Source organism: Cupriavidus sp. DF5525, assembly GCF_040149425.2.
GTDB lineage: Bacteria > Pseudomonadota > Gammaproteobacteria > Burkholderiales > Burkholderiaceae > Cupriavidus > Cupriavidus pickettii_A.
The window spans coordinates 1,189,359-1,202,862 of record NZ_CP168265.1 but is presented as its reverse complement, the minus strand read 5'-3'; the positions used below and the strand labels follow the sequence as shown (position 1 = coordinate 1,202,862).

Here is a 13,504-nt window from a genome sequence, read left to right as displayed (position 1 = left end):
GTCGGACGACCGCCCTGCAGGCCCTGAAGGGCCCCGCGCGGCCGCTATCCGGACCGCGCCAGGGTGGCGATCCGTGCGGAGTGGGCGGCACAGCGCAGCCCCACCGCCAGACAAGCAAAATGGCAATGGGATTGCAGAAGAAAACAGACCCCGAACAGGTACAGGCGCAGGTAGATTCGGGCGCCAGCCGTCACACGCCGATGATGCAGCAATACCTTCGCATCAAGGCAGACCACCCCGACACCCTGCTGTTCTACCGCATGGGTGACTTCTACGAGCTCTTCCACGACGACGCGGAGAAGGCGGCCCGCCTGCTCGATATCACGCTGACCGCCCGCGGCGCCTCCAACGGCGTGCCGATCCGCATGGCGGGCATCCCCTTCCATTCGGCGGACCAGTACCTGGCGCGCCTGGTCAAGCTGGGCGAGTCGGTGGCGATCTGCGAGCAGATCGGCGACCCGGCCACCAGCAAGGGGCCGGTGGAGCGCAAGGTGGTGCGGATCGTCACCCCGGGCACGCTGACCGATGCCGCGCTGCTGCCGGACAAGGCCGATACCTTCCTGATGGCCGTGCACCAGCAGACCACGCGCCGCGGGATCAGCAAGACCGGGCTGGCATGGCTGAACCTGGCCAGCGGCGAGCTGCGCCTGATGGAATGCGAGGTGGCGCAGCTGGGCCGCGAGCTGGAGCGCATCCGCCCGGCCGAGCTGCTGTACGCCGATGGCATCGAGCTGCCCGCGCTGGCGTGCGCGCGTACCCGCCTGCCCGAATGGCATTTTGACCAGGATGCCGGCACGCGGCGGCTGCGCGAGCAGCTGGGCGTGGCCAGCCTGGACCCGTTCGGCTGTGCCGGCTTGGGCGCGGCGCTGGGTGCCGCCGGAGCGCTGCTGAACTACGCCGCCACCACGCAGGGCCAGTCGCTGCGCCATGTGCAGGGCGTGAAAGTCGAGCGCGAATCGGAGTACGTCGGCATCGACTCGGCCACGCGCCGCAACCTGGAGCTGACCGAGACGCTGCGCGGCGGCGAGTCGCCGACGCTGTTCTCGCTGCTCGACACCTGCTGCACGGCGATGGGCAGCCGCGCGCTGCGCCACTGGCTGCACCACCCGCTGCGCGACCCCGCGGTACCGCAGGCACGCCAGCAAGCGATCGGCGAGCTGATCGACCAGGGCACCGATGCACTGCGCGCGGCGCTGCGCCGTCTGGCCGATGTCGAGCGCATTACCGCGCGGCTGGCGCTGCTGGGCGCGCGCCCGCGCGACCTGTCCTCGCTGCGCGATACGCTGCGCGCGCTGCCTGACGTGCAGGCCTGCATCCGCGCCGGCGACGACAGCGTCCTGCTGGCCCGGACGTTGGACGAACTGGCCGTGCCGCAGGCCTGCCTGGACCTGCTGGTGCGCGCCGTCGCCGAAGAGCCGGCCACCGTGGTGCGCGACGGCGGCGTGATCGCGCGCGGCTACGACAAGGACCTGGACGAGCTGCGCGACATTTCCGAGAACTGCGGCCAGTTCCTGATCGACCTGGAAGCGCGCGAACGCACCCGCACCGGCATCGCCAACCTGCGCGTCGAGTTCAACCGCGTGCACGGCTTCTATATCGAGGTCACCAACGGCCAGGCCGACAAGGTGCCGGACGATTACCGCCGCCGCCAGACGCTGAAGAACGCCGAGCGCTACATCACGCCCGAGCTGAAGGCGTTCGAGGACAAGGCGCTGTCGGCGCAGGACCGCGCGCTGGCGCGCGAGAAGCAGCTCTACGACGGCCTGCTGCAGGCGCTGCTGCCGCATATCGGCGAGCTGCAGCGCGTGGCGGGCGCACTGGCGCGGCTGGACGTGCTGGCGGCGCTGGCCGAGCGCGCGCAGACGCTGGACTGGTCCGCGCCGGAGCGCGTGGCCGAGAACGTCATCGATATCGTGCAGGGCCGTCACCCGGTGGTGGAAGGCCAGCTCGCAGCGGAATCGGTGGCGTTTATCGCCAACGACTGCCAGCTCAATGAAGCGCGCAAGCTGCTGCTGATCACGGGCCCGAACATGGGCGGTAAATCGACCTTCATGCGCCAGACCGCGCTGATCGTGCTGCTGGCCTGCGTGGGCGCCTATGTGCCGGCGCGGCGCGCGGTGATCGGGCCGATTGACCGCATCTTCACCCGCATCGGCGCCGCCGACGACCTGGCGGGCGGGCGCTCCACCTTCATGGTGGAGATGACCGAGGCCGCCGGCATCCTGCACCATGCCACGCCGGCGTCGCTGGTGCTGATGGACGAGATCGGGCGCGGTACTTCCACCTTCGACGGGCTGGCGCTGGCGTGGGCGATCGCGCGCCACCTGCTGTCGCACAACCGCAGCCATACGCTGTTCGCCACGCACTATTTCGAGCTGACGCAACTGCCGCAGGAATTCCCGCAGGCGGCCAACGTGCACCTGTCGGCGGTCGAGCATGGCGACGGCATCGTGTTCCTGCACGCGGTGCAGGACGGCCCCGCCAGCCAGAGCTACGGCCTGCAGGTGGCGCAGCTGGCGGGCGTGCCGCAGCCGGTGATCCGCGCCGCGCGCAAGCACCTGGCGTGGCTGGAGCAGCAATCGGCCGATGCCACGCCCACGCCGCAACTGGACCTGTTTGCCGCGCCGCCGATGCCGGACAGCGACGAGGACGAGGACGCATACGCAGCGGCCGCGGCGCCTGCAGCACGCCTTGCGCCCGAACAGGCCGCCGTCATCGATGCCCTGACTGACCTGGACCCGGACAGCCTGACGCCGCGCGCCGCGCTGGAGGCGCTATACCGGCTCAAGGCGCTCGCAGGCGAGGCGGTCGACACGGCATGAACGCCTCGCGTCGGGCCCTGATTGCCCTGCTGCTGCCGCTGCTGTGCGCGGCCGGCACGGCGTGGGCCGCGCCGGCCGGCCGCGGTGGCAAGACTGCACCGCCCAAGCCGCGGGTGACGCGCATCGCGCTGACCGCCGACCTGCCGCAATGGCCTGCCGCCGAAGCCAATGCGGCGGCGCTGCTCGACTATTTCGCCGAGCGCAAGCTCGACCTGGTGATCCACGCTGGCGGCATCAAGGGCGATACGGAATCGTGCAGCGATGCGGTGCTGACCAGCCGCCAGCAGCTGCTGAACCAGTCGCCGCTGCCGCTGGTCTACGTGCCCGGCGAGACCGACTGGGCCGAATGCAAGCTGCCGGTCAACGGCAGCTTTGACGCGGTCGAACGGCTGAACCGGCTGCGCGAATTGTTCTTCCCCGAGGACGCCACGCTGGGCCGCCATCCGCGGGCCGTGCTGAGGCAATCGGACCAGGCGCTGTTCCGCAGCTTTCGCGAGAACATGCGCCTGAGCGTGGGCGAGGTCCTGATCGTCGGCCTGAACGTGCCCGGCGACAACAACCACTACCGCAACGAGGGCGGGCGCAACAGCGAGTTCGAGGACCGGCGCGAGGCCAACCGGCAGTGGCTGGCGCGTGCGTTCTCGGTGGCGCGGCAGCGGGACATGGACGGCATCGTGGTGGTCGCGCACGGTGACCCGCACTTTGCCAACGGCTGGGAGAAGAAAGGCCGCCCGTCGCTGCTGGACGGCTTCCTGCGGCACCGCACGCGCGATGGCTATCTCGAGTTCAAGCGCCAGCTGCGCGAGCTGGCCGCGCGTTTCCGCGGCCAGGTGCTGCTGGTGCATGCCGGCGAGAACGGCTTCGGCATCGACAAGCCATTGCGCGATACCGCCGGCAAACCCCTGCAGAACTTCACGCGCGTGTCGCTGCCGAACGACACGGTGTCGCAGTGGGTCGAGCTGGTGATCACGCCAGGCGCGGGGTCGCCGTTCTCGGTGGTGCTCAAGGACGCGCCGGCCGTTCACTGAACATGTTCGCTGCCGCCACGGAAATGAAAAAGCCGGCGCTAAGCCGGCTTTTTCATGGGGCCCTGGGGAGCAAAATCAATGCAGCGTGCGCGGGGTATCGTCGTCCTCGTCCTCGTCCACCACCTCGACGCCGGAAGCGCCATGGGCGTGGCCGTGCTCGATTTCCTCGGCGGTGGCTTCGCGCACTTCGGCAACCTTCAGCCAGAAGCGCAGCGACATGCCAGCCAGCGGATGGTTGCCGTCCAGCACCACCTTGTCTTCGGCCACGTCGGTCACGGTGTAGATGACGGAATCTTCTTCGTCGCCATCTTCCGGCATGCCTTCGAACTGCATGCCGACTTCCAGCGGCTCGGGGAAACGGTTGCGCGGCTCGACCTTTACCAGATCGGCATCGTAGTCGCCGAACGCGTCATCCGGCTCCAGCTGCAACTGGGTTTCGAAGCCTGTGTCATGGCCGTCGAGCGCTTCCTCGATCTTGGGGAACGTGCCATCATACCCGCCGTGCAAATAGACCATGGCTTCATCTGACTCCTCGATCAGATTGCCCTGCGCGTCCGAAAGCTTGTACATCACGGACACTACCGTGTTCTTAGCGATTTTCAATTCTTGACTCCATGAACGATTCCGCATTATACGCGCAGGCCCTGCCCCCTGGCCCCGTCGATCCAGACACTCCGCTCGGCCTGCTCGGTGGCATGACGCCTGCTGCATTCATGCGGGATGTCTGGCACCAAAAGCCTTTGCTCATTCGACAGGCGGTGCCTGAAATCGTGCCGCCTGTGTCGCGCGATGCCCTTTTTGACCTTGCCGACCGCGACGATGTCGAATCGCGACTGGTGACGCACTTCCGCAACCGCTGGAAGCTCGAACATGGTCCATTTGCGCGCGAAAACCTGCCCGCCGTCAAGACCCGACAGTGGACTTTGCTGGTGCAGGGCGTGAACCTGCACGATGCCGCTGCAGCGGAACTGATGGGCCGCTTCCGTTTCGTGCCCGATGCGCGCCTGGACGACCTGATGATCAGCTACGCCACCGACGGCGGTGGCGTAGGCCCGCACTTCGATTCCTACGACGTGTTCCTGCTGCAAGTCTCGGGCCGGCGACGCTGGCGCATCTCGTCGCAGACCAGCCTGGAGCTGGTGCCCGACATGCCGCTGAAGATCCTTGCCGACTTCAGCGCCGAACAGGAATGGGTGCTGGAGCCCGGCGACATGCTGTACCTGCCGCCGCAATACGCGCACGACGGCATTGCCGAGGGCGAATGCATGACCTGCTCGATCGGTTTCCGCGCCCCGGCGTATCGCGAACTGGCCGGGCATTTCCTCGCATGGCTCTCAGAAACGGTCGAGGACAACGAAGACCTTGGCGGCCGTTATGCCGACCCCGGCGAACGCGCCGCGGCACGCCCCGCGCAATTGCCCGCGGGCATGGCCAAGGCCGTCGCCGAACGCCTGAAGGCGCTGCAATGGAACAGCCAGATGGTGTCTGAATTTCTGGGCAGCCACTTGTCCGAGCCCAAGCCCGGCGTCGAGTTTGCCGAGATATCCGACATTCCCCCGCGCCGTTATGCGAAACTGGCGGCCCAGCACGGCGTCGTGCTTGCGCCGGCATCGATTGCACTTTACGACCGGGCCAATTTCTTTCTGAATGGCGAAGCTTACGAGCCCCCGTCAGAACTGATGCCCTGGCTGAAAAAATTGGCCGATTATCGCCACCTTAGTGGCGAAGATGTTGCAGCCTGCGCGGACTTGCCAGACCTACTGGAAACTTTCCATCACTGGGCGCTTGAAGGATGGTTACTATTGGGCCCGCGCCTGTAATAATGCGTAACAATGCGAATCAGCAAATTTCTGCGCTACACAAGCCGGGAAAACGCGGATATAATCGGCGGCTGGCTAGTACTGTGGACCACTGCATATGTCGGCACCCGGGAGGGCCTCTATTTTGCAGTTCAAGAGCGATAATTACCGGTAATTATTCATCGCCTGTTTTCCGTTATTACAAGTTAAAGGACGAACAATGAAGAAGTCTCTCCTGATCGCATCGCTGCTGGCCGCTGTTGCTCTCGCCGCCTGCGGCAAGAAGGAAGAACCGGCTGCTCCGGCCGCTGACACGGCTGCTCCGGCTGCCGCCGCTCCGGCTGCTGAAGCTTCGGCTCCGGCTGCACCGGCTGCTGCCGCTGCTGACGCATCGGCTCCGGCTGCTGACGCATCGGCTCCGGCCGCTGACGCTTCGGCTCCGGCTGCCAAGCAGTAATCGGTTTCTCACCGATAAAAAAACCGGCCCTCGGGCCGGTTTTTTTATTTGGCGCGCCGCCACGCTACTGCGGCCGCCGCTTGTACATCCCGCCGCGTCAGGCACGCACCGCCTGCCAGCCCAGCCCCTCATCCTGATCCGCCACCAGCACATCAGCCGGCAGCGCACCCAATGCAGTCGCCAGCGCGCCGGTGGCCAGTTCGCGCGTGTTGTTCTGCTTGCTCAGATGGGCCGCGACCACGCGGTTCAGGCCTGCATGGGCCACCTGCCCCAGGATGCTCGCCGCCACTTCATTGGCCAGGTGGCCGAAGTCGCCGCCGATGCGCCGCTTCAGCGAAGCCGGATAAACCGAATTGCGCAGCATCTCGCGGTCATGGTTGCATTCCAGCACCAGGGCGTCGACGCCTGACAGGCGCGCCGTCACGTAGGGCGTTTCCATCCCCGCATCGGTCAGCACGCCCAGCCGCGCCTGTCCGTCGGACAGCACGAACTGCAGCGGCTCGCGCGCGTCATGCGGCACGGTGTACGGCATCACCTGCAGGCTGCCGATGCCGAACGCATGGTCGGCGCAGCAGACCCGCACGTCGGCCACGTCGGCGCCGCGCAGATGCGAAGTGGCCAGCCAGGTGCCGTGGCTGGTGTAGACGGTCAGGCGATGACGGGCCGCGAATGCGTAGGCCGAGCCGACATGGTCGCCGTGCTCGTGCGTCACCAGCACCGCGTCAAGCTGGTCCGGCGTGACGCCCAGGCGCTCCAGGCGCCGGGCGGTCTCGCGGATGCCGAAACCGCAGTCCAGCAGTACGCGGGTGGTGGTGGTGTCTTCGCGGGATTCGATCAGCAGCGAGTTGCCCTCGCTGCCGCTGCCAAGGAAGGCAAAGCGCATCATGAATGCGCCCGCCCTGGCCTGCCCTGCCGACGCGTCGCGCGCCGGCCGGTTGATATGCCGGTCACCTGCCGGCTCAGTGCAGTTGCTCGTCGAGCAGCGACAGGATGCGCTTGCCGATTTCGCCGCTCTCGGGCTGGCCGGCGTCGTTGAGCACCGTCACCAGGGTACCGCTGCCGGTGCCCTTGAGCGACACGCGGTACTTCTTGGCGGTCTTGGGATCTTCCGGCTTGGTGAACAGCTTGGAGAAGAAGCCGCGGCTGTCGGCAACGGTGCGCGGGTCGACATAGCGCACGTAGTACAGCCCCTGGGCGCGGTCGCGGTCTTCAACGGTGAAGTTGACGCGATCCAGCGACAGCCCGACCGAGCGCCAGGCGCGGTCGAACGGTTCGGGGATCTGCAGCGCCGGGGCGCCGTTGACCTGGGCCAGGTACGACTTGCCCGTCGCCGCGCCTTCTGCCGGGGCAGCGGTGCCCGCGGCAGCAGCAGCGGTACCGGTAGCAGCAGGAGCTGCGGCATTGCCGGCAGCAGCCGGGTTCTTGGCCATGCGGTCGGCCTGCTCCTTCTGCACGCCCAGGCGCTGCGCCAGGCGCGACAGGAATTCGGCTTCCAGCTCGGGATCGGCCGGACGCGGGGTCCACACGGTGCTGGACTTGTCGATGCCGGTCAGTTGCTCCTGCGCACCGCGGTGGCTGATGAAGACCTCCAGCGTGCCGTTCTGCGAGCGCTCGACCCGGGTGCGGAACTTGTCGCGCTCCGAGGTCGAGTACAGGCCATCGAACACCTTGCCGATGGTGTTGCGGATGATGTCCTGCGGGATCTTGGCGCGGTTCTCGGCCCAGTCGGTTTCCATGATGCCGGTCTCGGGCGAGTCCTGCACCAGCAGGAAACCGCTTTCCTGCCAGAAGCCGCGCAGCTGCTGCCACAGCTGGTCGCCGCGCATGCCGTTGCTGATCACCAGCCAGCGCGTGTTGCCGTCACGCTCCATGCGGATGCCCTGCGCGGAGGGCAGCACGTTCTCGGTCGGGGATTGCTCGCGTACCTTCGTGGCCTGGCTGTAGTTCGACAGCGTCGAGGTACCGTTCTGGTCGGGCACCGAATAGCGGCGATCGCCCTCCAGCTTGGTCAGATCGGGCGGGATATCCAGCGTAGGCGTGCGCTTCGAGGCCGACGACTTGTAGTCGATCTTGTCGGGCTGCATCGCCTCGTTGATGCTGCTGCAGCCGGTAATCACGCCCGCGGCGAGCACGGGCACAACCAGAGCGGCGCGGCGGACTTGCGTCGCGCCGCGGCGGTTAAGCTTCAGTTTCATTGACACGCAATCCTAGTTGAGCGAGCGACAGCAAGACGCCGCGGAAAATCAGGCCAGCAGGCCGGCGGCGGCCAGTGCCTTGCGTACGGTTTCGTGGTTGTCCTCGGACAGCGGGGTCAGCGGCAGGCGGATACCGCCTTCCATCCTGCCCATCTGCTGCAGCGCCCACTTGACCGGGATCGGATTGGCTTCGACGAACATGGCCTTGTTTAGTCCGATCAGTTCCATATGCAGGCGGCGTGCGGTGACGACATCGCCCTTGAGCGCCGCGACGCACATCTCGTGCATCTTGCGCGGCGCCACGTTCGCGGTGACCGAGATATTACCGTGGCCGCCCAGCAGGATCAGCGCAACGGCCGTGGGGTCGTCGCCGCTGTAGATGGCAAAGCCTTCCGGCGCGTCCTTGATCAGTTGCGCGGCGCGGTCGATATTGCCCGTGGCTTCCTTCACGCCAACGATGCCCGGCACCTGCGCCAGGCGCAGGATGGTCTCGTTGCTCATGTCCGCGACCGTGCGGCCCGGCACGTTGTACAGCAGCACCGGCAGGTCCACCGCTTCCGCGATGGTGCGGAAATGGCGGTACATGCCTTCCTGGGTCGGCTTGTTGTAGTATGGCACGACCTGCAGCGACGCATCGGCGCCCACCTTCTTGGCGAAAGCCGTCAGCTCGATGGCTTCCTTGGTGGAATTGCCGCCGGTACCTGCGATGATCGGGATGCGCTTGCCGGCCTGTTCCACGGCGACGCGGACCAGTTCGCAGTGCTCCTCGACGGTAACCGTCGGGGACTCGCCAGTGGTGCCCACGATCACGATGCCGTCGGTGCCTTCGGCCACGTGCCAGTCGACCAGTGCGCGCAGGGCCGGGAAGTCCAGGCTGCCGTCCTCATGCATCGGGGTGACAATGGCGACAATGCTGCCGGTAATCTGTGTCATAAGGTTAGGGATTCGGGATGCGAATAACGGGATTGTACCGGAACCGCAGGTCGCTTCGACCGCTGTCCGGACAGGGGTTGCTACCAACTGTATCAACGTGTGCAGCGGCATTCTCGCCGACCGCCCGAGGCCAGGGTCACGGGTCCAGGCGGTAGCGTGCAGGGGCAGCCGCATCGTCGGCGGAATCCGCCGCGCGCACCGCACATAGCCGCTGCACGAAGGCTGTTTTCGGCACTTCGATGACGCCATCCTCATAGGCGATCACGCGCAGGCCGTGCGCATTCGCCACCTCGAGCAATTCGCCCGGTCGCAGCAGGAAATCCGGCCGCGACGGCTTGCCGACGCTTTCGTTGCCCACGGCAAAGGTCTCGTACAGCCACACGCCGCCCGGCGCCAGCGCGGCGGCCAAGTGCGGCCACAGCGGCCGGTGCAGATAGTTGGTGACGACGATGGCGTCGAACGGCGCCTCCCCTGCCAGCGGCCAGCCGCCCTGCTCCAGGTCGGCCACGCGGCCACTGACGCCCGCCGGCAGGCCGGCGATGGCGTCGGCATCGCGGTCGACCGCCAGCACCGCATGGCCACGCGCGACCAGCCAGGCGGCATGGCGGCCGCTGCCGCAGGCCAGGTCGAGCACGCGTGCGCCCGGGCGCAGCAGGTGGGCCCAGCGCGTGACCCAGCGAGATGGTTCTGAAAGTCCGGCATGCGATGCGGGTTGCAGCGGCATCATGGCATTACACCTCCCATTACCCCTTCCGCTCACTGCAGCAGCATCACGATCGGGCGCAGCATCAGCTCGATCAGCGACATCAGCACGTTGACCACCGGCGTCATCCAGATCGTGGTGATCACGCCCGCCGCCACCAGCGCCAGCACCACGAAGATGCCATAAGGCTCGATGCGGGAAACCGCGCGGGCTATGCGCTGCGGCAGCAGCGCGGTCAGCACGCGGCCGCCGTCCAAAGGCGGCACCGGGAACAGGTTGAAGGCGGCCACCACCAGGTTGACGCGCACGCCGGCCAGCGCCATCTCGCCGAAGAACGGTTCGCGCACGCCACCCCAGGTCAGGCCGATCGCCAGCAGCACCCAGACGAAGGCTTGCACCACGTTGCTGGCGGGCCCGGCCAGTGCCACCCACATGCCGTGCCAGCGCGGATTGCGCAGGCGCTCGAACACCACCGGCACCGGCTTGGCATAGCCGAACACGAACTGGCCGCTGGTCATGATGTAGAGCAGCAACGGCACCGCGACCGTGCCGATCGGGTCGATATGGCGGATGGGGTTCAGGCTGACGCGCCCGAGCGCGTAGGCCGTGTTGTCGCCAAAGAGCTTGGCCACGTAGCCGTGCGAGGCCTCGTGCAGCGTGATGGCGAACAGCACCGGCAGGGCATAGACCGCGAAGGTCTGGATAAGGGAGGAATCCATGGTCCCTATTGTAACGGCCCGGCAGGCTGCCAGGCGCAGGACGACGCACCTGTCGCGGCGTCCGTGGCAGCGCTCAGAGCCCGAATCGCTCCATGTCGCCGCGGCCGGCGCGCACCAGTTCAGGCTCGCCGCCGGTCAGGTCGATCACCGTGGTCGGCTGCGCCGGCGCCGGGCCGCCGCACACCACCAGGTCGAGTTGCTTTTCCAGCCGGGCGCGGATTTCCGACGGGTCGTTGAGCGGCTTCTCGTCGCCCGGCATCTGCAGCGTGGCCGAGATCAGCGGCTCGCCGGTCTCGCCCAGCAGCGCCAGCGGGATCGCATGGTCGGGCACGCGCACGCCGATGGTCTTGCGCGCCGGGTGCGAGAGCCGCCGCGGCACTTCCTTGGTCGCTTCCAGGATAAACACGTAGGGGCCCGGGGTGGCGCCCTTGATCCAGCGGTACTGCCGGTTGTCGACGCGGGCGAAGTTGCCGAGTTCGGACAGGTCGCGGCACATCAGCGTCAGGTGGTGGCGGTCGTCGATGCCGCGCAGCCGGCGCAGGCGCTCGACCGCGTGCTTGTCGTCGAGCTGGCAGGCGAGCGCGTAGCTGGAGTCGGTCGGCAGCGCGATCAGCCCGCCCTTCTGCAGGATCTGGGCGGCCTGCTTGATCAGGCGCGACTGCGGGTTGAGCGGATGGATCTCGAAGTACTGGGACATGGACCAGGTGTCGGTAACGGATGCTGACGGATCGGGGGATCGAAACGGAGGCTCATGCCGGGCGTGCGCTTACCAGTCGTGCCAGACCGGCGTGACCGACGGCGGCAGCGGCGGCAGCGCGCCCAGCTCCACCCGCCCTTCGCCGGGGCCGTGGAAGTCCGAGCCGCGCGAGGCCAGCAGCCCGTAATGGCGCGCCACATCGGCATAACGGCGGTACTGGTCCGGCGTATGGCTGCCGGTCACGACCTCGACCGCGCCGCCACCCAGTGCGGTGAATTCGTCGAACAGCGCGTCGTGCTGGGTGACGGTGTAGTTGTAGCGGCCCGGGTGCGCCATCACGGCAATGCCGCCGGCGGCGCGGATCCAGCCGATCGCGTCAGCCAGGCTGGCCCAGCGGTGGCCGACATAGCCCGGGCGGCCTTCGGACAGGTATTCGCTGAAGACATCGCCGATGGTGGTGCAACGGCCCTCGTCGACCAGCCACCGCGCAAAGTGTGTGCGCGAGATCAGGTCCGGGTTGCCCACGTACTTGAGCGCGCCTTCGAAGGCGCCGCTGATGCCGACCTTGGCCAGCGCATCGCCGATATCGCGGGCGCGGCGCGCGCGGCCGGAGCGGGTGTCGGTCAGGCCGTCGATCAGTTCGGGGCAGAACGGGTCGATCTGCAGACCGACGATATGGACGGTCTGCCCCGCCCAGGTCACCGAGATCTCCACGCCCGGGACATAGCGCATGCCGAATTCTTCCGCCGCGGCGCGCGCCTCGGCCTGGCCGGCCAGCTCGTCATGGTCGGTCAACGCCCACATCGCGACCCCCGCATCGCGGGCGAGTTGCGCCACCGCGCGGGGTGACAGCGTGCCGTCGGACACGGTGGAATGGCAGTGCAGGTCGGCGTTGAGGGCATTGGCGTTTTGCATGGCGCCATTCTACTCTTGTCGCCCCTGCTTGCGTGACGCCGGCGTGCCCTGGCAAAGCCCTGCCGGCAACGCTGGCGTCGGCGGAAACGGGCCTTGCGGGGGGTATAGTCGGGCTTTGCACCGTCTTCTTCGGGCGCCTGGTGTGCCCGCCATGCTCAATGTCCAACGACACCTCCCCCGCCGTCACCACCACCGACGTCCTGATCGTGGGCGCCGGCCCGGTCGGGCTGTTCGCCGCGTTCCAGGCCGGCGTGCTCGGCCTCAAATGTGAACTGATCGATGTACTGGACCGCGCCGGCGGCCAGTGCACCGAGCTCTACCCCGAGAAGCCGATCTACGATATCCCCGCCGTGCCGGGCTGCCTGGCGCAAGAGCTGGTGGACCGGTTGCTAGAACAGTGCGAGCCGTTTGCCTTCCCGATGCACTTCGGCCAGCGCGCCGAGAGCCTGTCCGAAATCCCGGCAGAGCCGCCGCAGGGTGGCCATCCCGCCCACCAGCGCCTGCTGGTGACCACCGACGGCGGCAAGCGCTTCGATGTCGCCGCGGTGCTGATCTGCGCGGGTGCCGGCGCCTTTGCGCCGCAGCGCGTGTCGCTGCCGGAAGCACCGGCGCTGGAAGGCCGCCACGTGCACTACGCCGTGCGCGACGTGTCGCGCTTTGCCGGCAAGCGCGTGGTGGTGGCCGGCGGCGGCGACTCGGCGCTGGACTGGGCGCTGGCGCTGCGCAAGGTGGCCGCGCGCGTAACGCTGCTGCACCGGCGCGAGGGCTTCCGCGCCGCCGATGGCACCGTCGCGGAGATGCGCGAGGCCGTGGCGGCCGGCGAGATGGATTTCGTGGTCGGCATGCTGGGCGCGCTGCGTACCACTGGGGAAGGTGGCGCGCTCACCGAAGTCGAGGTGCGCACGCGCGACGGCAGCACGGTCGTGCCCGCCGACGAACTGGTGGCGCTGTACGGCCTGGTGTCCGAACCGGGCCCGATCGCGCAGTGGGATATGGACATGCGCGCTGGCCGCATCCTGGTCGACACCACCACCTACGAAAGCTCGCGCCGCGGCATCTTTGCCGCGGGCGATATCGCCTTCTACACCAACAAGCAGAAGCTGATCCTGTCAGGCTTCCATGAAGCCGCGCTGGCGTTGCGCCGCGCCTACCACTATGCCTTCCCGGAAAAGGCACTGGTGCACGTGCACACCAGCAACAACGCCGCGCTGAAGGAAAAGCTCACGCACGCGTGAG

General features: G+C 67.6%; 13 protein-coding genes. 5 read left to right on the top strand and 8 right to left on the bottom strand.

What is annotated here, in order from left to right:
• The first annotated feature begins 125 nt into the window (after nucleotides 1-125).
• Nucleotides 126-2,822, top strand: a complete 2,697-nt coding sequence (mutS, locus tag ABNX08_RS05760) for a DNA mismatch repair protein MutS (protein WP_349609400.1) — start codon at nucleotides 126-128, stop codon at nucleotides 2,820-2,822.
• Complete coding sequence (locus ABNX08_RS05755) at nucleotides 2,819-3,850, top strand: hypothetical protein (RefSeq protein WP_349609402.1); 1,032 nt, start codon at nucleotides 2,819-2,821, stop codon at nucleotides 3,848-3,850. Before mutS ends, ABNX08_RS05755 begins: the two co-directional genes overlap by 4 nt.
• 75 nt (nucleotides 3,851-3,925) lie before the next feature.
• Here ABNX08_RS05755 and ABNX08_RS05750 read toward each other — a convergent pair whose 3' ends face one another.
• Nucleotides 3,926-4,453, bottom strand: a complete 528-nt coding sequence (locus ABNX08_RS05750) for a peptidylprolyl isomerase (protein ID WP_022534213.1) — start codon at nucleotides 4,451-4,453, stop codon at nucleotides 3,926-3,928.
• Between the two features lie 11 nt (nucleotides 4,454-4,464).
• On the opposite strand from ABNX08_RS05750, the gene ABNX08_RS05745 reads away from it, so the two are divergent.
• Complete coding sequence (locus tag ABNX08_RS05745) at nucleotides 4,465-5,670, top strand: cupin domain-containing protein (protein WP_022534212.1); 1,206 nt, start codon at nucleotides 4,465-4,467, stop codon at nucleotides 5,668-5,670.
• Between the two features lie 199 nt (nucleotides 5,671-5,869).
• Complete coding sequence (locus tag ABNX08_RS05740; RefSeq protein WP_022534211.1) at nucleotides 5,870-6,106, top strand: hypothetical protein; 237 nt, start codon at nucleotides 5,870-5,872, stop codon at nucleotides 6,104-6,106.
• A 97-nt stretch (nucleotides 6,107-6,203) separates the two neighbouring features.
• Here ABNX08_RS05740 and ABNX08_RS05735 read toward each other — a convergent pair whose 3' ends face one another.
• From ABNX08_RS05735 to ABNX08_RS05705, 7 genes are all read right to left on the bottom strand, one after another.
• A complete protein-coding gene (locus tag ABNX08_RS05735) occupies nucleotides 6,204-6,992 on the bottom strand; it encodes an MBL fold metallo-hydrolase (protein WP_022534210.1) in 789 nt (262 codons plus the stop codon).
• Between the two features lie 73 nt (nucleotides 6,993-7,065).
• Entirely contained in the window at nucleotides 7,066-8,301 is a 1,236-nt protein-coding gene (gene bamC, locus ABNX08_RS05730; protein WP_022534209.1) for an outer membrane protein assembly factor BamC, read from the bottom strand.
• A gap of 48 nt (nucleotides 8,302-8,349) precedes the next feature.
• Nucleotides 8,350-9,234: a 4-hydroxy-tetrahydrodipicolinate synthase gene (gene dapA, locus ABNX08_RS05725; RefSeq protein WP_022534208.1), complete on the bottom strand. Its 885-nt coding sequence runs from the start codon at nucleotides 9,232-9,234 to the stop codon at nucleotides 8,350-8,352.
• 136 nt (nucleotides 9,235-9,370) lie between these two features.
• Nucleotides 9,371-9,961: a bifunctional 2-polyprenyl-6-hydroxyphenol methylase/3-demethylubiquinol 3-O-methyltransferase UbiG gene (locus ABNX08_RS05720; RefSeq protein ID WP_022534207.1), complete on the bottom strand. Its 591-nt coding sequence runs from the start codon at nucleotides 9,959-9,961 to the stop codon at nucleotides 9,371-9,373.
• Between the two features lie 29 nt (nucleotides 9,962-9,990).
• Nucleotides 9,991-10,656: a site-2 protease family protein gene (locus ABNX08_RS05715; RefSeq protein ID WP_022534206.1), complete on the bottom strand. Its 666-nt coding sequence runs from the start codon at nucleotides 10,654-10,656 to the stop codon at nucleotides 9,991-9,993.
• A 73-nt stretch (nucleotides 10,657-10,729) separates the two neighbouring features.
• Entirely contained in the window at nucleotides 10,730-11,353 is a 624-nt protein-coding gene (locus tag ABNX08_RS05710) for an L-threonylcarbamoyladenylate synthase (RefSeq protein ID WP_022534205.1), read from the bottom strand.
• A 69-nt stretch (nucleotides 11,354-11,422) separates the two neighbouring features.
• Complete coding sequence (locus tag ABNX08_RS05705) at nucleotides 11,423-12,268, bottom strand: 3',5'-nucleoside bisphosphate phosphatase (RefSeq protein ID WP_022534204.1); 846 nt, start codon at nucleotides 12,266-12,268, stop codon at nucleotides 11,423-11,425.
• A 158-nt stretch (nucleotides 12,269-12,426) separates the two neighbouring features.
• Here ABNX08_RS05705 and ABNX08_RS05700 point away from each other — a divergent pair, with 158 nt between their 5' ends.
• On the top strand, nucleotides 12,427-13,503 hold the full coding sequence (locus ABNX08_RS05700; RefSeq protein WP_022534203.1) for an NAD(P)/FAD-dependent oxidoreductase: 1,077 nt from the start codon (nucleotides 12,427-12,429) through the stop codon (nucleotides 13,501-13,503).
• The last annotated feature ends 1 nt before the right edge of the window (nucleotide 13,504 follow it).